Source organism: Corynebacterium sp. MSK204 (assembly GCF_030229885.1).
Lineage (GTDB): Bacteria > Actinomycetota > Actinomycetes > Mycobacteriales > Mycobacteriaceae > Corynebacterium.
This window is the reverse complement of sequence record NZ_JASPGQ010000007.1, coordinates 118,512-140,486: the sequence shown is the minus strand read 5'-3', so window position 1 is coordinate 140,486 and position 21,975 is coordinate 118,512. Positions and strand designations below refer to the sequence as shown.

The following is a 21,975-nucleotide window of genomic DNA, read 5'->3' as shown; positions in this document are numbered from 1 at the left end:
AAACCGGCTACCGGGCGGCTACCGCCACCCCGGTACCTGGTACCGCCTTACCGGTCCCTAAAACAAGCCCGCGTCATGTTTACTAGCGAGGAAGGGGGATTAGTACGTTTATTTGGTTGATAGGCGCTATCAGGATTGAGGGGAGGGTAGGGCTTGGTCTCGGAAAGTAGACACACCGGGGTCAGGCCCGATCGCGGATGGATCGAATATGTATTTAGCTTGAGCGTGCCAAGTTATTTGAGTGTGGGGTTAGTTTTATAGGTAATTGTCGAAGCTGTCGGGGTAGGCCACGACCATCTGGTTGATGGCTTGTTTCCAGCCGGAAACTCGGGCTCCTTTCATGAGTCTGCCGGCTGTCGCTGAGACTCGTTTGGACTGCTCTTTGCCCTCTGGGCTATGCCACCGCGATTTTGGAGGGAACTGAATGGGTGGACTCCGAAGAGGACGTGGATGAACTCACCGGATACCACTCAGTGTGCCAGGGCCCAGCACCGATTGTGCTGCATTCGGAGTCCAAAGCGGAGGAAGCCGCAGTGCTGGCTGCGCACATTAAGGACTGGACCCAGGGCGAAGAAGACGTCTCCATCGGCGTACTTACCCGTACCAACCAGCGCGGCGAAGAGATCGCCCGCCAATTGGGTGAGCACGACGTAGCCGTCAGTGCTGGCCGCCGCACCTCCACGGAGCGCCCAGTGGCAGTGATGACGATGCACAACGCCAAAGGCTTAGAGTTTACGCACGTCATCCTCCTCGACGTCAACGCCGCGGCCCTCCCTCAGCGTTACCTATTGAGAGGGCTTGCCCCCGCCGAGGCCGATGAAGCTCTTCAACGAGAGCGGGCGCTGCTTTATGTTGCGGCGTCGCGTGCCCGCGACATGCTCCTAGTCAGCGTGGTCGGGGAGGCATCGGAGCTCTTGCCTGCGTAGAGGCGTTTCGGCCGCCAAGAGTATTGCAATGGCCTGGCCTTAGAGCAGGTTTTCGCCGCCGAGTTCGTGCGCCAAGGCGCCCTGGATGGTGGGGTAGCGGAAGGTATGGCCTATATCCTCCAGTACCTGTGGCTTCACACGCTGGTCGGCCAAGGCGAGTTCTTGCGCGCCTTGCTTGCCCAGGAGCAGGGCTGGGCCGAATTGGGGGATCGGCAGTATGGTGGGGCGGTGCAATTCGGCTGCTAAGGCAGAGACGAAGTCCTTATTGAGCACCGGGCCTGGCGATGCCCCATTGACCGGCCCCGCAAGCTTCTCATCCACGATGGCGCGGATATAGGCATCGGTGAGATCGTCTAAGGCGACCCAGCTGTACCAAAAGTTGCCGTCACCAAAGGCGCCGCCAAGCCCTGTGGAAAACAGTGCGCGCAAGAGCGGCAGCAGGCCGGAATTGCCGGACATGACGATGCCGGTGCGGATATTGACCACGCGCTTTCCGGCCTCGCGGGCGGGGTCGCAGGCTCGTTCCCAGTCCGCCACGACATCGGCAAGAAAGCCCTCGCCGCGCTCGGCGTCCTCGGAAAGCAGCTCAGCGCCGCGCTCGGAACCGTAAAAGCCGATGGCAGAGGCGCACACCATCGCCTGCACGGAATCGGTCGCGGCGACCAGGCGGGCGAGGTTTTCGGTGGGGCCCACGCGGGAGTCGCGGATATCGGACTTGTGGCTATCGTTGAAGCGCCCAAAGATGGGTTCGCCGGCCAGGTGTACGAGCACGTCGATGCCCTCGAGGAGATCGGGCCGCGGGTGGTGCGGGCGCCACTCGCGCTGGCCTGCCTCCGCCGTGCCGCGCACCAGCGGGATCACGGTGTGGCCTAAGGTTTGTAGCTGCGCGGTCAGCGCGCTGCCCACACTGCCGCGCGAGCCGGTCATCGCGATGGTCAAGGGCTTGTGGCCAAGTTGGCCTTCGCGCAGGCGGTTTTCAAAGGCAATATCCTCGATGAGCTGGTGCTGCCGATAGGCGAATACCGAGGTGAGGGCCGCGGCGGGAATGCGGGTATCTACCTCGTCCGTGATCAGCGTCCCGTCTGGGTGATCGGCAAAACGGTGCGTATGGCGCCACTTGGCAAATTTGCGGATGGGGGCGTTGACGCACACATCGCTGAAACTATAGCCGGCCTGGTAGCGCGCAAGGTCGTGCTGAGCCGTCCACTGCAAACCACCGGGCAGGGCGAGCAGGGAGGTGCCAGTGCCCAGATCGGTGGCCTGCTGCACCGGCTTCATCAAGGTGAAGGGGGCGTTCAGGCGCGTGAGCGCCCCTGGCCGGGTATGCCATTGCCAGACGTGTTCGCGGGAGGCTGGGACTACGTGCTGCGCGGAGAAACTCACTGCGTGATGCACCTCTTTCGGCTAAGCCTCACCCACGGGGTGGGTAAGGTGCTAGAGTAATACGTGTCTATCAGCATAGACGTCTACAAGTTCATTGACAGGCATCCTTTAAGGACCGCACCGTGAGGCGGGGAAGGAGGTCACGATGAGTGGAACTGACGTGAACGCGAACGAATTGGAGCTTTTAAGCGCCGATGATGTCTCGCGTACCGTTGCACGCATCGCGCACCAGATTATTGAAAAGACGGCGCTCGATTCCGCGGAGGCCCCGCGGGTCATTTTGCTGGGCATTCCCTCAGGCGGAGTGCCCCTAGCGGAGCGCCTCGCGCAAAAGATACACGAGTTTTCCGGGGTCCCCGTTCCATGGGGCTCGCTCGACATCACGTTGTACAGGGACGATTTGCGCAATTTCCCGCACCGCGCCCTGCAACCGACCTCCATCCCAGACGGAGGCATCGATAATGCCACCGTCATCTTGGTCGATGATGTCCTTTATTCCGGCCGCACCATCCGCGCCGCCCTCGATGCAGTGGGCGATGTTGGCCGGCCTTCGATTATCCAGTTGGCCGTATTGGTGGACCGCGGTCACCGCGAAGTCCCCATCCGCGCCGATTATGTGGGCAAGAACCTGCCCACGGCGCGGGAAGAAGATGTCTCCGTATATATCCAGGACATCGATGGCCGCGATGCCGTAGTCCTCACCCGCTCTACGTCCGCGGGCGATGCCGCGCAGATAAGGGGAACGCACTCATGAAACACCTCATCGATAGCGCGGAACTATCCCGCGCAGAGATCATCGGCCTGCTGGATGAGGCCGATCGTTTCCGCGAGGCGCTCGATGGCCGCGAGGTCAAAAAACTGCCGACGCTGCGCGGGCGCACGATTTATACGCTCTTTTATGAAAACTCCACGCGCACGCGCTCGTCCTTTGAAACGGCCGGAAAGTGGATGTCCGCTGACGTTATCAACCTCTCGGCGTCTACCTCGTCCGTGAAAAAGGGCGAGTCCCTCAAAGATACGGGCCTGACGCTGGCGGCCATCGGCGCCGATGCCATCATCATGCGCCACCCCTCTTCCGGCGCGCCGCAACAGCTGGCCCAGTGGGTGGACCCAGATGGCAACGGCCCTGCCGTTATCAATGCCGGCGACGGTGCGCATCAGCACCCGACGCAGGCCTTGCTCGATGCCGTCACGATGCGCCAGCGACTGGGCCTGCGCGGCAATAATGGCTTTGAAGGCCTGAAGGTAAAGATTGTGGGCGATTGCCTGCACTCGCGTGTGGTGCGCTCCAACGTGGATCTCCTGCACACCTTGGGCACGGAGGTCACCCTCGTGGGGCCTGCGACCTTGATGCCGTGGGGCGTGGACAAGTGGCCGGTCCGCGTGTCCTATGACTTTGATGCAGAGCTTGCGGATGCCGATGTCGTGATGATGCTGCGCGTGCAGCAAGAGCGCATGGACGGCGGTTTTTTCCCCTCCCACCGCGAGTACGCGCAGCTCTTCGGGCTCTCGCAGCAGCGCGCCGCGGCGCTGCACAAGGACGCCATTGTCATGCACCCAGGTCCCATGCTGCGCGGCATGGAGATCAACTACGCCGTGGCCGATATGGATAAAACCACGGTATTGCAGCAGGTCAATAACGGTGTCCACATGCGCATGGCAGTGCTTTTTACGCTGCTGACCAATGGGGACAACGCCGGGATTTAAACCGGGCAGAGCATAAGCCACGTAAAAGGGAGAGAAAATGACTACGTACCCAGCTACCGGCCGGCTGTCCGCCCCGGCCGAGAACCCACTACTGATTAAAAATATTCGCCTGTACGGGGAAGGCGAGCCCACCAACGTCCTCATCCGCGGTGGCGTTATTGACGCCATCGGCCCCGAGGTGCAGGCAGAAGGCACCGAGACCATCGACGGCGGCGGCAACGTGTTGCTGCCAGGCCTGGTTGATATGCACGTGCACCTGCGCGAGCCAGGCCGCGAGGATACCGAGACCATCGAGTCCGGTTCCAAGGCCGCGGCCAAGGGCGGGTTTACCGCGGTCTTTACCATGGCCAATACCACGCCGGTCACGGATCAGCCCATCATCGCCGAATCCGTGTGGGCGAAGTCCCAGGCGCTGGGGCTTTGCGATGTCCACCCGGTTGGCTCCATCACCAAGGGCCTAGAAGGCAAGTCCTTGACGGAGTTCGGCATGATGGCGCGTAGCGATGCCAAGGTGCGCATGTTTTCTGATGACGGCAAGTGCGTGCAAAACCCACAGCTCATGCGCCGCGCGCTGGAATACGCCAAGGGAATGGACGTGCTACTGGCCCAGCACGCCGAGGATGACCGCATGACCGGTGGGTCTTCCGCCCACGAGGGCGAAAACGCCGCACGGCTGGGCCTGCGCGGCTGGCCGCGCGTGGCGGAAGAATCCATCGTTGCCCGCGATGCCCTGCTCGCTCGCGATTACGGCAACCGCGTGCACATCTGCCACGCCTCCACGCAGGGCACGGTGGAGCTCCTGCAGTGGGCGAAGGAACACGATATTCCGCTTACCGCAGAGGTCACCCCGCACCACCTGCTGATGACCGATGACAAGCTGCGCACCTATGACGGCCTTTTCCGCGTGAACCCGCCGCTGCGCGAACAGCGCGATACGGAGGCGCTGCGCCAGGCGCTTCTTGATGGGACCATTGACTGCGTCGCCACCGACCACGCGCCGCACGGCTCCGAAGACAAGTGCGTGGAATTCGAAAATGCGCGTCCCGGCATGCTGGGATTGGAGTCCTCGCTGGCGGTCATCGCCAAGCTCTTTGTGGAAACCGGCCTGGCGGACTGGCGCTTTATTGCCCGCGTCATGTCCGAGCGCCCCGCCGAGATCACGCGCCTGCCAGGCCACGGCCGCCCCTTGGAAGTAGGGGAGCCAGCTAACTTAACCATCGTCGACCCGCAACACCACTGGGTATCCGATTCCGCTCAGCTTGCATCCAAGTCCCAGAACAACCCGTACGCGGGCGAGGAATTTGGTGCGCGAGTTACCCACACCATCTTGCGCGGCTCGGTAACGTTCGATCTGAACGCCGCAACCCATGACTAACCTTGCACACAGAAACCAATCAAGGCACAGAAAGGCCACGACGTGACTGATAAAACCCCAGCAATCCTCGTCCTTGCGGATGGGCGTACCTTCCGTGGCTACGGCTTCGGCGCGACCGGCACCACCCTCGGTGAGGCCGTATTTACCACCGCGATGACCGGTTACCAGGAAACGATGACGGATCCGTCCTACCACCGCCAGATCGTCGTCTCCGCCGCCCCGCACATTGGCAATACCGGCTGGAACGATGAGGACAACGAGTCCCACGGCAATAATATCTGGGTCGCAGGCCTGGTTATCCGCGATCTGTCCCGCCGCGTATCCAGCTGGCGCGCCGAGCGCAGCTTGAGCGAAGAAATGCAGGCCCAAGGCGTCATCGGCATCCGCGGCATCGATACCCGCACCCTGGTGCGCCACCTGCGCAACTATGGTTCCATCTCCGCGGGCCTCTTCTCCGGCGAGGCCGCCACCCGGCCCGTCGAGGAACTCCTCGAGGAAGTAAAGAGCCAATCCTCCATGGAGGGCGCGGATCTTGCCGCCGAGGTATCCACCGATAAGCCCTATGTTGTTGAGGCCCAAGGAGAAAAGAAGCACACCATCGTCGCCTTTGACATGGGCGTGAAGTCCGCAACGCCGCGCTACCTCTCCCAGCGCGGCATCGAGACCATCGTAGTGCCGTCAACGACCACCTTTGCAGAAGTTCAGTCCTATAACCCGGATGGCGTCTTTGTCTCCAACGGCCCGGGTGACCCGGCTACTGCCGATGACACCGTTGCCACCATCAAAAAGGTGCTCGCGGCGGACATCCCGTTCTTTGGCATCTGCTTTGGCAACCAGCTGCTCGGGCGCGCGCTGGGCCTAGATACCTACAAGATGAAATTCGGACACCGCGGCATCAACGTCCCGGTACGCAACCTGCTGACTGGCAAGATCGACATCACCTCCCAAAACCACGGCTTCGCGCTGAAAGCGCCAGATAACTACGACCTGGCCGAGAAGGACGCCGAATTCGCCTCGGACTTCGGCCCGGCCCACATCACGCACATCTGCTTGAACGATGACACGGTCGAGGGCGTCGCCCTGCGCAATGGCATGGCCTTTTCGGTGCAGTACCACCCGGAATCCGCCGCCGGCCCGCACGATGCCAACCCGCTCTTTGATCAATTCTTAGAGCTCATGGCCAACCACACCCCGAAAAAGTAGTCACCCAGGAAAAGGAAGAAATATTATGCCAAAGCGCACTGACATTAATCACGTCCTGGTCATCGGCTCCGGGCCCATCGTCATCGGCCAGGCCTGCGAGTTCGACTACTCCGGAACCCAGGCCTGCCGCGTCCTCAAGGAGGAGGGCCTGCGCGTGACCCTGGTGAACTCGAACCCGGCCACCATCATGACCGACCCCGAGTTCGCTGACCACACCTACGTCGAGCCCATCGAACCGGAATACATCGAAAAGATCCTGGTCAAGGAGTCCGAGGAAGGCCACCCCATCGACGCCGTGCTGGCTACCTTGGGCGGGCAAACCGCGCTGAACGCCGCGGTGCAGCTGGACCGCCAGGGCATTTTGGATAAGTACGATATCGAGCTCATCGGTGCCGATATCGATGCCATCGAGCGCGGCGAGGACCGCCAAAAGTTTAAAGACATCGTGGCCTCGGTAGGCGGGGAATCCGCCCGCTCGGCGGTGTGCCACAACATGGATGAGGTCCACGAGACCGTCGACAAGCTCGGCCTTCCCGTTGTGGTGCGCCCGTCTTTTACCATGGGTGGCCTGGGCTCTGGCCTGGCCTTCAATAACGAGGATTTGGACCGCATCGCCGGCGGCGGGCTTGCGGCTTCGCCGGAGGCCAACGTGCTCATCGAGGAATCCATCCTCGGCTGGAAAGAATTCGAGCTCGAGCTCATGCGCGATGGCGATGACAACGTGGTCGTCGTCGCCTCCATCGAAAACGTCGATGCCCTGGGCGTGCATACCGGGGACTCCGTGACCGTGGCGCCGGCGCTGACGCTGACGGACCGCGAGTTCCAGAAGATGCGCGATCTGGGCATCGACATCATCCGCGAGGTCGGCGTTGATACCGGCGGCTGTAATATCCAGTTCGCCTTGAACCCGGATGATGGCCGCATCATCGTCATTGAGATGAACCCACGCGTCTCCCGCTCCTCGGCGCTGGCCTCCAAGGCCACGGGGTTCCCCATTGCAAAGTTGGCCGCGAAATTGGCCATTGGCTATACGTTGGACGAGGTGCAAAATGACATCACCGGCGAAACCCAAGCGGCGTTCGAGCCGACCTTGGATTATGTCATTGTCAAGGCGCCCCGCTTTGCCTTCGAGAAGTTCCCCGGCGCCGATGACACCTTGACCACCACGATGAAATCGGTGGGCGAGGCCATGGGCATCGGCCGCAACTACATCTCCGGCCTGAATAAGGTGATGCGCTCGCTGGAAAACAAGCCCAACGGGTTCTGGACCAAGCCAGATGAGTACTTTGCGGGCGAGCGCGCCACCGACGTGCAGGCGGTGCTCAAGGATCTCGAGCGCCCCACCGAGGGCCGCATGTACGATATCGAGCTGGCCCTGCGCCTTGGCGCTACGGTCGACGAGGTCCACGAGGCCTCCGGCGTGGACCCATGGTTCATCGCGGAGCTCGAGGGCCTGGTGGAATTCCGCCAGGAGCTTGTTGATGCCCCCGTGCTCACCGAGCAGCTCCTGCGCGAGGCCAAGGTCTTTGGGCTTTCCGATGCCCAAATTGCCGCCCTGCGCCCCGAGTTCAACGGCGAAGACGGCGTGCGCAGCCTGCGCTGGCGCATGGGCATTCGCCCCGTCTTCAAGACCGTCGATACGTGCGCCGGCGAGTTCGAGGCGCAAACGCCATACCACTACAGCTCCTATGAGCTGGACCCCGATGCCGAAACCGAGGTCCACCCGGCGCCGGAAGGCTCGAAGGGCAAGGTCATCATCTTGGGCTCTGGCCCGAACCGCATTGGCCAGGGCATCGAATTCGATTACTCCTGCGTGCACGCCGCCCTTGAGCTTTCCCGCAAGGGCTATGAGACCGTGATGGTCAACTGCAACCCTGAGACGGTATCGACCGACTATGACACCGCTGATCGCCTGTACTTCGAGCCGCTGACCTTCGAAGACGTCATGGAGGTCTACCACGCAGAGGCAGCCTCCGGCGAGGTCGCCGGCGTGTTGGTGCAGCTGGGCGGCCAAACCCCGCTGGGTTTGGCCGAGCGCCTCGATGCGGCCGGCGTGCCGGTGGTGGGCACCAGCCCTGCGGCCATCGACTCCGCCGAGGACCGCGGCGAATTCGGCAAGGTACTGGACGCGGCCGAGCTGGCAGCGCCATCGTATGGCACCGCCACCTCCTTCGAGGAGGCCCGGAAGGTCGCGGCCTCCATCGGCTACCCGGTTCTGGTTCGCCCCTCCTACGTGTTGGGCGGCAGCGGCATGGAAATCGTCTACGATGAGCAGTCGCTGGAGAACTATATCGAGCGCGCCACCGAGCTCTCCCCAGACCACCCGGTCTTGGTGGACCGCTTCTTGGACTCGGCCATCGAGATCGACGTCGACGCCCTGTGCGACGGCAACGAGGTCTACTTGGGCGGCGTGATGGAGCACATCGAGGAAGCCGGCGTTCACTCCGGCGACTCCTCCTGCGCCCTGCCGCCGATGACGCTGGGACCAGAGGACATCGACAAGGTACGCGAATCCACGCGCCGCTTGGCCGAGGGCATTGGCGTAAAGGGCCTGATGAACGTCCAGTTCGCCTTGAAGGATGACATCCTTTATGTCATTGAGGCCAACCCGCGCGCATCGCGCACCGTTCCGTTCGTGTCCAAGGCGACCGGCGTGCCGCTGGCTAAGGCCGCCGCCCGCATCATGATGGGATCTACCATCGCGGAACTGCGGGAAGAAGGTCTCATCCCATCGGCCTACGACGGCGGCTCCTTGCCGCTTGACCACCCGATTGCGGTCAAGGAAGCGGTCTTGCCCTTCGAGCGCTTCCGTCGGCCAGACGGCAGCCTTCTCGATACCCTGTTGTCGCCGGAGATGAAGTCCACCGGTGAGGTAATGGGGCTGGCCACCAACTTTGGTGCGGCCTATGCCAAGGGTGAAATCGCCGCCTTTGCCGTGCCGCCCACGGAAGGCACCATCTTCGTCTCCGTGGCCAACCGGGATAAGCGCACCCTGATTTTCCCCATCCAGCGCTTGGCGCGCATGGGCTACAACATCGTCGCTACCGCAGGTACCGCGCAGATGCTGCGCCGCAATGGCATCGAGTGCGAGGTTGCCGTCAAGGTCTCTGAGGCCAAGGAGGGCGAAGAGTCCATCGTGGACAAGATTTTCAACGGCGAGATTGACTGGATTCTCAATACGCCAGCCGGCTCTGCCGGTGCGCGCCACGATGGCTACGATATCCGCGCCGCAGCGGTGCACATGGGCCTGCCGCTCGTCACGGTGGTCCAGGGCATTACGGCGGCGGTGCAGGGCATCGAGGCGCTGCGCCAGGGTGATTTGCAGGTCCGTGCACTTCAGGAGCTTGAGCATGGCCCACGCAACTAAATCCTTTGGCCAGCGCTTGGAAGGCGCCGGCCGCGAGCGCGGGCGGCTTTGCGTAGGCATCGACCCGCACCCGTACCTCTTAGAGCACTGGGGGCTGGAAAATACCGCAGAAGGCCTGCGCACCTTCAGCCTGCGCTGCGTCGAGGCCTTTGCGGACACCGCTGCCTTGGTAAAGCCGCAGGTGGCCTTCTTCGAGCGCTTCGGCGCTGCTGGCTTTGCGGTTTTGGAAGAAACGCTGGCCGGCCTGCGCGAGGCAGGATGCCTGACGGTAGCAGATGCCAAGCGCGGCGATATCGGCTCCACGATGGAAGGCTATGGCGATGCCTGGCTAGGGGAGACCTCGCCGCTGCGCGCTGACTCGGTTACACTTTCGCCATACCTCGGCGTTGGGGCGCTGGGCGCGGCCATTACCATGGCGCAAGAAAACAACCGCGGAGTATTCGTCCTCGCGGCAACCTCTAATCCAGAGGCGCGCGCCATTCAGGCGGTGCCCGCGGGGACTGCGGACTCGATTGCCCAGGCGGTTATCGATGAGTGCGCCGCCTTTAATGCCTCAGCGCTTGAGGCTGGCGTTGCTGGAAGCGTCGGCGTTGTGGTGGGCGCGACCGTCGAGAACCCGCCCCGCTTGGACGCGCTTAATGGCCCGGTGCTGCTTCCCGGCGTCGGCGCCCAGGGGGCGGGTCCCGCGCAGGTGCACTCCACTGTGTCTGCGTGCCCGCAGCTTGGGTTCGCCAATGTCTCGCGCGCCGTCTTGCAACGCGGCCCCCAGGTCGATGACCTGCGCAAAGCGGTGATCGATACCGCAGACCAATTCCGGGATTAGAACACGCGGCGGGGCCAATTAACGGCCGCGCCGTTTACCTGGTATTTTGGTCTAAGCATGTGCGTTGACGTGCTAAAACGAGCGGCCCATCTGGGCCGTTGATCGTCATCGTGTCACTAGCGGTGCTAGGATAATCAGAAGTCGGTGTGCTCGAAGGTTCAGGGTAACTTTCCGCGGTATTTCCATCGCGTTTGGCAGCCGGAATCTGGTACCAAGTATCAGAAGTAATAGAAGCAATCTAATGAATCGGAGGAAACTCGTGGCCCTTCCAAAGTTGACTGATGAGCAGCGTAAGGAAGCTCTCGCAAAGGCCGCTGAGGCCCGCAAGGCTCGCGCTGAGCTCAAGGCTGCGCTTAAGCGCGGCGAAACCGACCTGAAGGACGTGCTGGAAAAGGCTGAGACCGATGAGATCATCGGCAAGACCAAGGTTTCCGCACTCCTCGAGGCTCTGCCTAAGGTTGGCAAGGTCAAGGCCAAGGAAATCATGGAAGATCTGGAGATTGCGCAGACCCGTCGCCTGCGCGGTCTGGGTGAGCGCCAGCGTCGTGCTCTGCTTGAGCGCTTCGGTTACGACGACGAATAATCACGTCTATGGCTGACGCAACTGCTCGCGGTCGCCTCGTCGTGTTGGCGGGTCCTTCCGCAGTGGGGAAATCCACCGTAGTCTCGCGTCTACGGCATGACGTCGAGGGGCTGTATTTCAGCGTGTCTATGACTACGCGCCAGCCCCGCCCCGGGGAGCAAGATGGCGTGGATTATTTCTTCGTCACCCCTGAGGCCTTTCAGGAACGCATTGATGCCGGTGAGATGCTCGAATGGGCAGATATTCACGGCGGATTGCAGCGTTCCGGAACACCCGCCCGGCCCGTAGAAGAGGCCTTAGACGCCGGTCGCCCGGTTCTCGTCGAGGTCGATTTGGCCGGTGCGCGCAGCGTTCGCAAGGCCTTGCCGGAAGCGGATTTGGTCTTCTTGGCACCGCCTTCGTGGGAGGTGTTGGTAGAGCGCCTGACCGGTCGCGGTACCGAACCGCAAGACGTCATTGATCGTAGGTTGCACACTGCGTACGAGGAACTAGCTGCACAGGATGAGTTTGATCACGTTGTGGTCAATGAAAACCTAGATGAGGCAGTGGCCGCCATTAGTGATATCCTGCGTGGATAGACTCTTTTTTGACCATCTTCAACCAATGTAAAGGTGCATGTGACTAACGTGACCACCCCTTCTAACACTGAATCCGCGAAGTCGGAACCGGTATTTGATGACCCGATTGGCATTACGGACCCGCCAATCGATGAGCTGTTGGACAAGGTTTCTTCCAAGTACGCCTTGGTGATTTTCGCTGCCAAGCGTGCGCGCCAGATCAATAGCTACTACCAAGAGCAAGATGAAGGCGTCTTTGAGTTCGTCGGCCCACTGGTTAACCCAGAGCCCGGCGAGAAGCCACTGTCCATCGCGCTGCGCGAAATCGATGCAGGTCTGTTGGACCACGAGGAAGGCAAGTAACTAGCGCGCGCTTTCGCGTGCGCACCTTGTGCCTCATTTCAGCCCCGTCCGGCCAACCCCATATGGTTTCACTTCTGTGGAACTACCGGGGTGGCTGGGCGGGGTTCTTGTCATGCCTGCACGGTACGATTGGGCGATGTGACTGACTTAAATTCTCCTCGCAATATCGTGTTGGGCGTTGCCGGTGGCATCGCCGCGTATAAGGCCTGCCACTTGGTGCGCAATTTCAAAGAACATGGCGATAATGTCCGCGTCGTTCCTACAGAAAGCGCATTGAACTTCGTAGGTGCCGCCACTTTTGAGGCATTATCCGGAAATCCGGTTTCCACCAGTGTTTTTGAAGCCGTCGAGGACGTTCAACACGTAGCTGTAGGGCAGGAGGCCGATGCCGTGGTCATCGCCCCTGCCACGGCTGATCTTATTGCCCGCCTGGCCGCGGGACGCGCCGATGATCTCTTGACCGCGACCGTGCTGGTGGCAACGTGTCCTATCATTGTGGCGCCCGCCATGCACACCGAAATGTGGAATAACCCAGCGACGCAACACAACGTAAAGATCCTGCGCCGGCGCGGAATTACCGTCATGGAACCAGCGCACGGGCGCCTTACGGGTAAGGATACGGGCGCAGGCAGGCTGCCGGATCCAGAACAAATTGCCGCCATCGCGCGCACCGAGCTCGCGGGTTTTCATATCGATCACAGCTGGACGGGGCTGAAGGTGGTTATTTCTGCCGGTGGCACCCAAGAGGAATTGGATCCGGTGCGTTATTTAGGAAACCGTTCCTCGGGCAGGCAGGGCTTTGCGCTGGCAGAGGTGGCCGCGCACAAGGGCGCGGATGTCACGGTTGTGGCCGGCAATACGGCGGAGCTGCCCGTACCGAGTGGGGCTACGATCCGGAACATCGTTTCTGCGCAAGACTTGGAGGCCGCGATGCGCGAGGAATCCCGCGATGCCGATATCGTCATCATGGCCGCTGCGGTCGCGGATTACCGGCCCGCGAATGTGGCCGAGTCCAAAATGAAAAAGGGCAAGGCGGATGATGCGCTTGCCGCGCTGGAGATGGTGGAAAACCCAGATATTTTGAAGTCTCTCGTGGCAGCCCGCGAGGAGGGCGAGGTGCCGCAGAAGTGCGTCATCGTCGGTTTCGCGGCCGAGACGGGGGATGCCAATTCTTCGGCGCTGGATTATGCGAAAGAAAAGTTTGCGCGCAAGGGGTGCGACGTACTGATGGCCAATGAGGTTGGCCGCGGCGTGACCTTTGGCCAGGAAAGCAGCGAGGGGTGGATCCTGCGACGAAACGAGGAACCGCAGCGCGTGGAGCATGGATCTAAGCAGGTCGTCGCGGCGCAGATTCTGGGCGTCGTGAATGAAATGATTGAATCGGGAAATTAAATATTGCGTTTATAGACCGCTTGGTCTAGGGTTGCCTTGTGATGGGTTGGGGCAGAATGCCTCGGTATCGAATACGTAATAATCAAAGGAAGTTTTTGTGACTGATAACGCTGCAGTGGAAGCTCGTCTTTTTACAAGCGAGTCCGTTACTGAGGGGCACCCGGATAAAATCTGTGACGCCATCTCGGATGCCATCTTGGATGCACTTTTAAAAAAGGATCCGGAGTCTCGCGTTGCCGTGGAAACGCTGGTTACCACCGGCCAGGTGCACGTCGTGGGCGAGGTCCGCACCAACGCTTACGTGGAAATTCCGGCTCTTGTGCGCGAGACCCTAAAGTCCATCGGCTTTACCTCTTCCGATGTGGGCTTTGATGGCAATACCTGTGGTGTCAATATCGCCATCGGCGAGCAGTCGCAGGAAATCGGTGCCGGCGTGGATACCTCCACCGAGGCGCGCGACCAGGGCGCGGATTATGACGAGGAAAATGATACCGCCGGCGCCGGCGACCAGGGCTTGATGTTTGGTTACGCGTCGAATGAAACCGCGGAGTACATGCCGTTGCCCATCGCCTTGGCGCACCGCCTGTCCCGCCGCCTGACCCAGGTGCGCAAAGAGGACATCGTGGACCACCTGCGCCCGGACGGCAAGACCCAGGTGACCTTCGCTTATAACGACAATAATGAGCCCTCTCACCTGGATACGGTCGTTATTTCTACCCAGCACGATCCTGAGGTTGATAGCCAATGGCTAGAAACCCACCTGCGCAGCGAGGTGCTCGATTGGGTTATTAAGGATGCCGGGCTCGATAAGTACTACACCGATGAGACCAACCTCTTGGTCAATCCTTCCGGCTCCTTCATCTTGGGCGGTCCTATGGGCGATGCTGGCCTTACCGGACGCAAGATCATCGTGGATACCTACGGTGGCATGGCCCGCCACGGCGGCGGTGCCTTCTCCGGCAAGGACCCCAGCAAGGTGGACCGCTCTGCGGCCTACGCCATGCGCTGGGTGGCCAAGAATATCGTCGCGGCAGACCTGGCGGATCGCGCAGAGGTGCAGGTGGCCTACGCCATTGGTCGCGCCAAGCCGGTTGGCCTCTACGTCGAGACTTTCGGAACCGCGAAGCAGAACTTGACCGATGAGCAGATCCAGGCCGCCGTTAATAAGGTCTTTGACCTTCGTCCGGCCGCCATTATCCGCGAATTAGGTCTGCTGCGTCCTATCTACGGCCAGACCGCCGCCTACGGCCACTTTGGCCGTACCGACGTTGACCTGCCGTGGGAGCAGTTGGATCGTGTGGAGGAATTGCGCGCTGCCGCTGGTCTGTAGAATGTGGGCTTATGCCTAAGAAAACACCTGCCGCCCGGAAACCGGTCGCGCGGGTGTTGCCTCTTTTGGGGGTTGCCCACCTCGATCGGGGCTTTGATTACCTGGTAGATGAGGCCGAATCCGATAGCGCCCAAGCCGGGGTGAAGGTGCGCATTCGGTTTAATGGGCGCTTGGTGGATGCGATCATCGTCGAGCGCAAGCATGAGTCCGATTTTGGTGGGCAGCTGCGCTTTATCGAGCGGGTCATCTCTCCATTCCAGGTCTATCCACCGCAACTGTCCCGGCTGGTGGAAGCCCTTGCGGATCGCTATGGCGGAATTTGCTCCGATATCATTCGCTCCGCCATTCCGCCGCGGCACGCAAAGGCAGAAGAAGCGGATTTGGATACGCCGTGGGAAGAACTCGGCGCAGCCAGCGAGCCCGATTTATCCGGGTGGTCTGCCTATCAACATGGGGAAACTTTTGTTGATTCCATCTTGGGCGGGAAATTGGCCCGCGCCGCGTGGCAAATCGCTCCCGGCGATGAATGGGAAGATGCGCTCGCGGCCTTAGCGGCCAAGGTTGCCCTGGGCGGGGGAGGAGTCCTAATCGTGGTCCCAGACCAAAAGGTGGTGGACTCCCTTGAAAACGCCCTGCGCGGTGTTGTGGGACCGAAACAAATTACGGTGCTGACCAATAGCATGGGCCCGCAGGCGCGCTATCGCCGCTATCTTTCGGCCTTGGTGGGGCAGGCGCGAATCGTCATTGGCACGCGCTCGGCGGCTTTTACCCCCGTGGACAACCTGCAGCTGGCCGTCATTTTTGATGATGGTAACGATAACTTGGTGGATAATATCAAGCCCTACGTCCACGCCCGGGAGGTGCTTACCACCCGCTCTGCCTTTGAAAATTGCAGCTTCATTGCGGTCAACCATTCGCGGACGGCGGAAACCCAGTTATTGGTGGACTCTGGGTGGGCACATGACCTCATCCCGAGCGCCTCAACCATCGAGGCCCGCCGGCCCGATATTTTGGCCATTGGCGCCTACGGGCTATCCATTTCCAGGGACTTAGAGGGCGGTACGACCTCTGTGCAAGCCCCAGCCTTTCAGGCGGCGCAGCAAGCCCTCGACCGCGGCGAACCGGTGCTAGTGCAGGTCCCGCGCAAGGGGTATGCGCCTATCTTGGCCTGTGGAAAGTGCCATTCTCCCGCGCGGTGCCGGCACTGCAATGGTCCATTGGGGTTGCCTCCGAGCTCCGAGCGCTCAAGCGAGGAAGCCGTCATGCCTACCTGCCGCTGGTGCGGGCGCATTGCTACCAATCATCGCTGTACCGAGTGCGGATCGCCGCGCCTGCGCGCCATCGTCTTAGGCTCTGAACGCACCGCGGAGGAATTGGGGCGCGCCTTTCCCAATACGTCCGTCGTGGTCTCTGGCGGCAATAAGGTCGTGGGCTCAATTGAGAATGCCCCGGCATTAGTGATTGCTACCCCTGGCGCCGAGCCGCGGGTGAATGGCGGCGCCTATGGTGCGGCGCTCCTGTTGGACGCGGGCACCTTATTAAACCGGCAAGACTTGCGCGCCACCGAGGACTGCCTGGCCAAATGGGCGCAGGCGGCCACCATGGTCAGGCCGCATTTTAAGGGCGGGCGCGTCATCATCGCCGCGGATCCGGAACTTCCCGTCGTCCGCCACTTCATGAGCTGGGACATGGTCGCGGCCGCGGCAGAGGAATTGTGCGCCCGGCGCGAGGTGCGCTTTCCGCCGGCCGTGCACTTCGCCGCCATCGACGGGGCGGACGCGGCTCTGGATTCCTTCGAGCAGTTGGTGGATCTGCCAGAGCACGCCGAGGTCTTAGGCCCAGTTCCGCTCCCGCCAGGGGACAGCCTCCCCGGGGAATACGATGTGGACCGCTTTGGCCCACCCCAACGCCTGGTGGTGCGCGTCCCGCTGGGGCCGCGATCGCAGCTGGGGCGCGCGCTGCGCAAGGCCAATGCGGCGCGCAGCGCGCGAAAAGATGAATTGCCGCTTCGCATCACGGTCGATCCCATTCACGTGGGCTAGAAGTGTGCATAGACTTAAGCGGTTAGGCAGTACAAGAGAAAGGGATAAATCAGTGGCGGAATTAGACATCAGGCTCTACGGGGATCCCGTACTGAGCACGCGGGCCGAAGAGATTACGACCTTTGATTCCAGCCTGCGCACGCTGGCGCAGAACATGTTGGAGACCATGGATGCCGCCGGCGGGGTGGGGCTCGCGGCGAACCAGGTGGGCATACTCAAGCGCATCTTTGTCTATGACTGTTCGCCTATCCAGGCCGGATTGCGCGGGGTTCTCATCAACCCCGTGTGGACGCCGCTGGGAGAAGACATGCAGACTGGCCTGGAAGGATGCCTATCCATCCCGGGGATTCGCGCCGATACGCCGCGGCACAACCGGGTATTTGTCTCTGGGCGCGATGTAGAAGGCAGGCCGGTGGGGATGGTCGCCTCAGGGCTTTTGGCTCGGTGCATTCAGCATGAAACCGATCACCTTGATGGAGTGTTATTCCTGCGCCGGCTTGGCGATGCCGACCGCAAGGCCGCCATGCGTACCATCCGCGAAGCCGATTGGTTTAATAGCGCGGGGTAGGCGAGCTTCGGCAACGCAGGCAGGCTCGTTGTACCCTAGAATTTTCACCCGAGACCTCGAGGAGACTCATCCAGTATGCGGATTATTTTTGCCGGCACCCCAGAGCCGGCGGTGGTGGCATTGGAGAAATTGCTTGCCTCCAGCCACGAAGTGGTAGCGGTCATTACCCGGCCCGATGCGAAGAAGGGCAGGGGCCGCAGCCTTCACCCGAGCCCGGTCAAGGCCTTAGCGCAAGAGCACGGCATCGAGGTGCTGACCCCATCTACGCTGCGGCCTGGCACGGAGGATGGCGATAACCTGCGCCAGCGCCTGGCGGAGCTGCAGCCCGAGGCCATCCCGGTGGTGGCCTACGGCAACCTCATTAGCAAGGATCTCTTAGACGTCGCGCGCCATGGTTGGGTTAACCTGCACTTTTCCCTTCTTCCCGCTTGGCGCGGCGCGGCGCCGGTGCAGGCGGCTATCGCAGCGGGCGATGATATTACCGGCGCGTCCACCTTCCGGATCGAGGAAGGCTTGGATACGGGCCCGGTATTCGGCACGGTGACAGAAGGCATTACCGGGACGGATACCGCAGACGATCTGCTCACACGGCTGGCGTATGCCGGGGCGGATCTCCTGGTCGCCACCATGGATGGGCTAGAGGCTGGCACGCTGGAGCCGCAGCCCCAAAGCGGCGAGGCCACCTATGCGCCGAAGATTTCCACCGACGCCGCCCGCATTGACTGGGCGCAGCCTGCCTTCGCCATCGACCGGCATATCCGCGCCCACGCACCGGGCCCGGGCGCGTGGACGCTGCTTGACGATGCCCGCCTCAAGCTCGGCCCGGTGAGTCTTACCGAGGGCATCGGCAAGCAGCTGCAGCCGGGCGAGGCGCTGATTCGCAAGGACGCGGTGTACATCGGGACCGCGACGCAACCGGTGCAGCTGGATAGGATTCAGCCGCCGGGCAAAAAGATGATGAATGCGGCCGATTGGGCGCGTGGATTAGGAAAGAACGCAGAGGTGAGGTTCCAGTGACTGGTGGATTCCGCTCCCGCAGCAAGTCCGGCGACAAGGCGCCGGAGGCTACGCAGCACGGCAAGAATGGTGCGCCCCAGCGCGGCAATGCGCAGCGCGGTAGTGCGCAGCGTGGCCAAGGCAAGCGTGATCAAAGCAAACGTGGTCCGCTACGCCAGGGCAACCGAGGTCATCGGGATACCCGGGGTGGCCGGGGTAGCCGGAATGCGGGCGCGCAGAACGCAGGCGCGGGGAAGTCCCTTGTGCAGGCCGCCATCGACCAGGGCGTGGATCCGGCCCGCGCCGTCGCCTTCGATGTGGTGCGCCGGGTAAGCGAAGAGGATGCGTTTGCCAACCTTGTCCTGCCAAAGGCGCTGCGCAAGCAGAAGCTCACCGGCCGCGATGCCGCGTTTGCCACGGAGATTACCTATGGCACCCTGCGCACCTTGGGCGTGCTCGATGCGGTGATCGCGCAGTGTTCCTCGCGCGAGTTGGAGGCAATCTCGCCGGTGGTCATCGATGCCCTTCGCCTGGGCACTTACCAGATTCTCTATACGCGCGTGGAACCCCACGCGGCGGTAGATACCTCTGTCCGGCTCGTCGTGGCGGGCGGGGAGGAAAAAGCTAAAGGGTTTGCCAATGGCATCTTGCGCACCATTACCCGCACGCCGCCGAATGAGTGGCTCAAGCGTCTTGCCCCAGAAGGCGAAATCGCAGGCCTGGCCTTTAGGCATGCGCACCCAACATGGATCGCGGAGTCCTTTGCCCGCGTTGTGGACCCCGAGGAATTGCCCGCTGCCTTAGAAGCGGATTCCGAGCGCCCGAGCGTGCACCTGGTGGCACGGCCGGGCGAAATTTCCGCCGAGGAATTGGCGCTGATTACCGGAAACGAAGAAGGTACCTATTCGCCCTACGCGGTGTATATGGACTCCGGGGATCCAGGCCAATTGGAACCGGTCCAGCAGGGCATGGCCGCGGTTCAGGATGAAGGCTCGCAGCTTATCGCTCGCGCCGTCTGCGAGGTGCCCGTCAGCGGTACTGACCAGGGCCGCTGGCTCGACCTGTGCGCGGGCCCGGGTGGCAAGGCGGCCCTGATGGGGGCCTTGGCGCGCATCGAGTCCGCGCACGTCGATGCCGTGGAAGTATCGGCGCACCGTGCGAAACTGATTGAAAAGACCGTGCAAGGGCTGCCGGTGACCGTCCATGTGGCCGATGGCCGCAACCCGCAGGTCGGCTCGGGATTCGATCGCATCTTGGTGGACGCGCCGTGTTCGGGGCTGGGCGCATTGCGGCGCCGCCCAGAGGCGCGGTGGCGGAAATCGGAGGACGATATTGCCGAGCTTTCGACACTGCAATTCGAGCTCTTGTCCTCTGCTTTAAAGCTCGTGCGCCCGGGCGGGGTGGTGGTGTATTCCACCTGTTCGCCGGATCTGCGCGAAACCCGCGCCATCGTGGACCAAGCGGTAGACAAGCTGGGTGCGCAGGAACTGGACGCACGGGATTTTATCCCGGATATGGGCAATGTAGGGAAAGAAAAATCCGTCCAAATGTGGCCGCACCGCCACGGCACCGATGCCATGTTCATGGCGGTGCTGCGGCGCGGCGATGAGGAAGGGCGCTAGGATTAACGGTATGCCTGCACCACTTATTTCTCCATCAATTTTGGCTGCTGACTTCGCGCGGCTAGGTGAACAACTAGAGGCCATCTCGAATGCCGATTGGATCCATGTAGACATCATGGACGGGCACTTTGTTCCCAACCTTTCCTTCGGTCCGGATATTACGGCCACGGTGAAAAGGTCCACGGATAAGCCGCTTGACGTGCACCTGATGATTGAGGAACCGGCGAAATGGGTGGAGACCTATATCAATGCCGGTGCCACCACCATCATTTTTCATGTGGAAGCGGTTGAGAGTGAGGTAGCCGCGGTGGAATTGGCAGAAAAAATCCGGGATTTGGGCGCGCGTGCGGCCTTTTCCATCAAGCCGGATACGCCCATTGAGCCGTGGCTGGATAAGCTGCACCATTTTGATGAGGTGCTGGTCATGTCCGTGGAACCAGGTTTCGGCGGCCAGAAATTTATGCCCGATATGCTGGAGAAGGTCCGCGCCCTGCGCGAGAGCATTGACCAGCAGAACCTGGATACCGTCATTGAAATCGATGGCGGCATCGATCCGGAAACCATTGGCTTGGCCGCGGAGGCCGGGTGCGATTCCTTCGTGGCGGGTTCGGCCGTATTCAAATGCGATGATCCAGCGCAGGCGGTGGAAGAACTGCGCGCGCTTGCAGCACGGTCATAATGGCCGGCGCGATGGATGCAACGAATATTTCCGAAGCATTGCTTCAGGCCATGCAGGCCGGCGCGGCGGTGCGCGGTACCACAAGCCCCAATCCACCCGTAGGCGCGGTGATTTTATCCGCAACCGGTGACGTTGTGGGGCGCGGTGCGACCCAGCCGGTGGGCGGTGCTCACGCGGAAGTCATGGCGCTGCGCGCAGCCGGCGAAAAGGCCCGCGGTGGCACGGCCGTTGTTACCCTGGAGCCCTGCGCGCATACGGGAAGGACGGGGCCTTGCGCCACGGCGCTTATCGATGCCGGAATTGCTCGCGTGTTCTACCTCCATCCCGATCCCACGCCCCAAGCAGGCGGTGGCGCGCAAGCCTTGGCCGCAGCCGGGGTAGAAGTGGGCCGGCTCACCGCGCCGGATGGCGTCGAAGACGCGGTGCGTGCTTGGTTGCGCGCGGTAAAGCTGCAGCGCCCGCACGTGACCCTAAAATTCGCGCAGACCTTGGACGGGTTTACCGCTGCGGCCGATGGCACGAGCCAATGGATCACCAGCCCCGAGGCCCGCGAGTGGGTCCATGCCGATAGGGCGCGGCGCGATGCCATCATCATCGGCACTGGCACTGCGCTTGCCGATAACCCCTCGCTTACCGCACGTTGTAGCGATGGGCGTTTGCGGGAGCACCAGCCGCGCCGCGTGGTCATCGGCAAGCGCGATCTCCAAGCCGCGGGGGAGAAGGCCTCTCACCTGCAGCAGCTGGGATTTGAGCAATATGACACCATCGAGGGCGCGCTCGACGAGCTGTATGCCAGCGGCGCCCGCGACGTCTTGGTGGAAGGCGGGGCGGGACTGGCCCAGAGCTTCATCGAGGCCGGTGTCGTGGACGCGCTGGCGGCGTATATTGCCCCCATCCTGCTCGGCCAAGGGCGCGGAATTCTGGCGAATGCGGTGGCGCACACGCTTGCCGATGCCCCACGTTTTACCACCGTGCGCACCACCAGCCTCGGGCCCGATGTCCTCGTCGAATACGAGGCGCGGAATGAGCGTTAAAAGATTAGATACTTAAGAGACGAAT

At 61.8% G+C, this 21,975-nt stretch carries 19 protein-coding genes; 18 read left to right on the top strand and 1 reads right to left on the bottom strand.

Going from position 1 to position 21,975, the window contains the following annotated elements:
• The first annotated feature begins 428 nt into the window (after positions 1 to 428).
• Complete coding sequence (locus QP908_RS06355; RefSeq protein ID WP_284771925.1) at positions 429 to 926, top strand: 3'-5' exonuclease; 498 nt, start codon at positions 429 to 431, stop codon at positions 924 to 926.
• Between the two features lie 39 nt (positions 927 to 965).
• Here QP908_RS06355 and QP908_RS06350 read toward each other — a convergent pair whose 3' ends face one another.
• The gene (locus tag QP908_RS06350) at positions 966 to 2,309 is read right to left on the bottom strand and encodes a TIGR01777 family oxidoreductase (RefSeq protein ID WP_284771924.1); all 1,344 of its coding nucleotides are present in this window, start codon (positions 2,307 to 2,309) and stop codon (positions 966 to 968) included.
• A gap of 145 nt (positions 2,310 to 2,454) precedes the next feature.
• Here QP908_RS06350 and pyrR point away from each other — a divergent pair, with 145 nt between their 5' ends.
• The 17 genes from pyrR (at position 2,455) to ribD (ending at position 21,950) form a co-directional block, all read left to right on the top strand.
• On the top strand, positions 2,455 to 3,063 hold the full coding sequence (pyrR, locus tag QP908_RS06345) for a bifunctional pyr operon transcriptional regulator/uracil phosphoribosyltransferase PyrR (RefSeq protein WP_284771923.1): 609 nt from the start codon (positions 2,455 to 2,457) through the stop codon (positions 3,061 to 3,063).
• Positions 3,060 to 4,016 carry an aspartate carbamoyltransferase catalytic subunit gene (locus tag QP908_RS06340; protein WP_284771922.1) on the top strand — a complete coding sequence of 319 codons (957 nt, stop codon included), beginning with the start codon at positions 3,060 to 3,062 and terminating at the stop codon, positions 4,014 to 4,016. Before pyrR ends, QP908_RS06340 begins: the two co-directional genes overlap by 4 nt.
• Before the next feature lie 37 nt (positions 4,017 to 4,053).
• Complete coding sequence (locus tag QP908_RS06335; protein WP_284771921.1) at positions 4,054 to 5,391, top strand: dihydroorotase; 1,338 nt, start codon at positions 4,054 to 4,056, stop codon at positions 5,389 to 5,391.
• Positions 5,392 to 5,433: 42 nt separating this feature from the next.
• Positions 5,434 to 6,594: a glutamine-hydrolyzing carbamoyl-phosphate synthase small subunit gene (carA, locus tag QP908_RS06330; RefSeq protein ID WP_284771920.1), complete on the top strand. Its 1,161-nt coding sequence runs from the start codon at positions 5,434 to 5,436 to the stop codon at positions 6,592 to 6,594.
• A 25-nt stretch (positions 6,595 to 6,619) separates the two neighbouring features.
• Positions 6,620 to 9,961 (top strand): carbamoyl-phosphate synthase large subunit, encoded by a 3,342-nt coding sequence (gene carB, locus QP908_RS06325; protein ID WP_284771919.1) that lies wholly within the window; start codon positions 6,620 to 6,622, stop codon positions 9,959 to 9,961.
• Positions 9,945 to 10,784 (top strand): orotidine-5'-phosphate decarboxylase, encoded by an 840-nt coding sequence (pyrF, locus tag QP908_RS06320; RefSeq protein ID WP_284771918.1) that lies wholly within the window; start codon positions 9,945 to 9,947, stop codon positions 10,782 to 10,784. Before carB ends, pyrF begins: the two co-directional genes overlap by 17 nt.
• Positions 10,785 to 11,043: 259 nt before the next feature.
• Positions 11,044 to 11,367, top strand: a complete 324-nt coding sequence (mihF, locus tag QP908_RS06315; RefSeq protein WP_023017443.1) for an integration host factor, actinobacterial type — start codon at positions 11,044 to 11,046, stop codon at positions 11,365 to 11,367.
• Between the two features lie 8 nt (positions 11,368 to 11,375).
• Positions 11,376 to 11,945 carry a guanylate kinase gene (gene gmk / locus QP908_RS06310; protein WP_005283138.1) on the top strand — a complete coding sequence of 190 codons (570 nt, stop codon included), beginning with the start codon at positions 11,376 to 11,378 and terminating at the stop codon, positions 11,943 to 11,945.
• A 39-nt stretch (positions 11,946 to 11,984) separates the two neighbouring features.
• Positions 11,985 to 12,287 (top strand): DNA-directed RNA polymerase subunit omega, encoded by a 303-nt coding sequence (rpoZ, locus tag QP908_RS06305; protein ID WP_005279075.1) that lies wholly within the window; start codon positions 11,985 to 11,987, stop codon positions 12,285 to 12,287.
• Positions 12,288 to 12,425: 138 nt separating this feature from the next.
• Complete coding sequence (coaBC, locus tag QP908_RS06300; RefSeq protein WP_284771917.1) at positions 12,426 to 13,679, top strand: bifunctional phosphopantothenoylcysteine decarboxylase/phosphopantothenate--cysteine ligase CoaBC; 1,254 nt, start codon at positions 12,426 to 12,428, stop codon at positions 13,677 to 13,679.
• A 97-nt stretch (positions 13,680 to 13,776) separates the two neighbouring features.
• Positions 13,777 to 15,009, top strand: coding sequence for a methionine adenosyltransferase (gene metK / locus QP908_RS06295; protein WP_284771916.1), 1,233 nt, complete (start codon positions 13,777 to 13,779; stop codon positions 15,007 to 15,009).
• A gap of 11 nt (positions 15,010 to 15,020) precedes the next feature.
• Positions 15,021 to 17,051: a primosomal protein N' gene (locus tag QP908_RS06290; RefSeq protein WP_284771915.1), complete on the top strand. Its 2,031-nt coding sequence runs from the start codon at positions 15,021 to 15,023 to the stop codon at positions 17,049 to 17,051.
• 52 nt (positions 17,052 to 17,103) lie between these two features.
• Positions 17,104 to 17,619, top strand: coding sequence for a peptide deformylase (gene def, locus QP908_RS06285; protein ID WP_284771914.1), 516 nt, complete (start codon positions 17,104 to 17,106; stop codon positions 17,617 to 17,619).
• A gap of 75 nt (positions 17,620 to 17,694) precedes the next feature.
• Positions 17,695 to 18,636, top strand: a complete 942-nt coding sequence (gene fmt, locus QP908_RS06280; protein ID WP_284771913.1) for a methionyl-tRNA formyltransferase — start codon at positions 17,695 to 17,697, stop codon at positions 18,634 to 18,636.
• Entirely contained in the window at positions 18,633 to 20,237 is a 1,605-nt protein-coding gene (locus QP908_RS06275; protein WP_411701706.1) for an RsmB/NOP family class I SAM-dependent RNA methyltransferase, read from the top strand. Before fmt ends, QP908_RS06275 begins: the two co-directional genes overlap by 4 nt.
• A gap of 10 nt (positions 20,238 to 20,247) precedes the next feature.
• On the top strand, positions 20,248 to 20,916 hold the full coding sequence (rpe, locus tag QP908_RS06270) for a ribulose-phosphate 3-epimerase (RefSeq protein WP_284771912.1): 669 nt from the start codon (positions 20,248 to 20,250) through the stop codon (positions 20,914 to 20,916).
• A gap of 11 nt (positions 20,917 to 20,927) precedes the next feature.
• Positions 20,928 to 21,950 (top strand): bifunctional diaminohydroxyphosphoribosylaminopyrimidine deaminase/5-amino-6-(5-phosphoribosylamino)uracil reductase RibD, encoded by a 1,023-nt coding sequence (gene ribD, locus QP908_RS06265; RefSeq protein ID WP_284771911.1) that lies wholly within the window; start codon positions 20,928 to 20,930, stop codon positions 21,948 to 21,950.
• The last annotated feature ends 25 nt before the right edge of the window (positions 21,951 to 21,975 follow it).

What these genes read in the sequence shown, in the direction of transcription:
- ribD (WP_284771911.1), top strand. Translation starts at nt 20,928, where the DNA reads ATGGATGCAACGAATATTTCCGAAGCATTGCTTCAGGCCATGCAGGCC.
- rpe (WP_284771912.1), top strand. Translation starts at nt 20,248, where the DNA reads ATGCCTGCACCACTTATTTCTCCATCAATTTTGGCTGCTGACTTCGCG.
- pyrF (WP_284771918.1), top strand. Translation starts at nt 9,945, where the DNA reads ATGGCCCACGCAACTAAATCCTTTGGCCAGCGCTTGGAAGGCGCCGGC.
- QP908_RS06290 (WP_284771915.1), top strand. Translation starts at nt 15,021, where the DNA reads ATGCCTAAGAAAACACCTGCCGCCCGGAAACCGGTCGCGCGGGTGTTG.
- gmk (WP_005283138.1), top strand. Translation starts at nt 11,376, where the DNA reads ATGGCTGACGCAACTGCTCGCGGTCGCCTCGTCGTGTTGGCGGGTCCT.
- fmt (WP_284771913.1), top strand. Translation starts at nt 17,695, where the DNA reads ATGCGGATTATTTTTGCCGGCACCCCAGAGCCGGCGGTGGTGGCATTG.
- pyrR (WP_284771923.1), top strand. Translation starts at nt 2,455, where the DNA reads ATGAGTGGAACTGACGTGAACGCGAACGAATTGGAGCTTTTAAGCGCC.
- carB (WP_284771919.1), top strand. Translation starts at nt 6,620, where the DNA reads ATGCCAAAGCGCACTGACATTAATCACGTCCTGGTCATCGGCTCCGGG.
- QP908_RS06340 (WP_284771922.1), top strand. Translation starts at nt 3,060, where the DNA reads ATGAAACACCTCATCGATAGCGCGGAACTATCCCGCGCAGAGATCATC.
- QP908_RS06335 (WP_284771921.1), top strand. Translation starts at nt 4,054, where the DNA reads ATGACTACGTACCCAGCTACCGGCCGGCTGTCCGCCCCGGCCGAGAAC.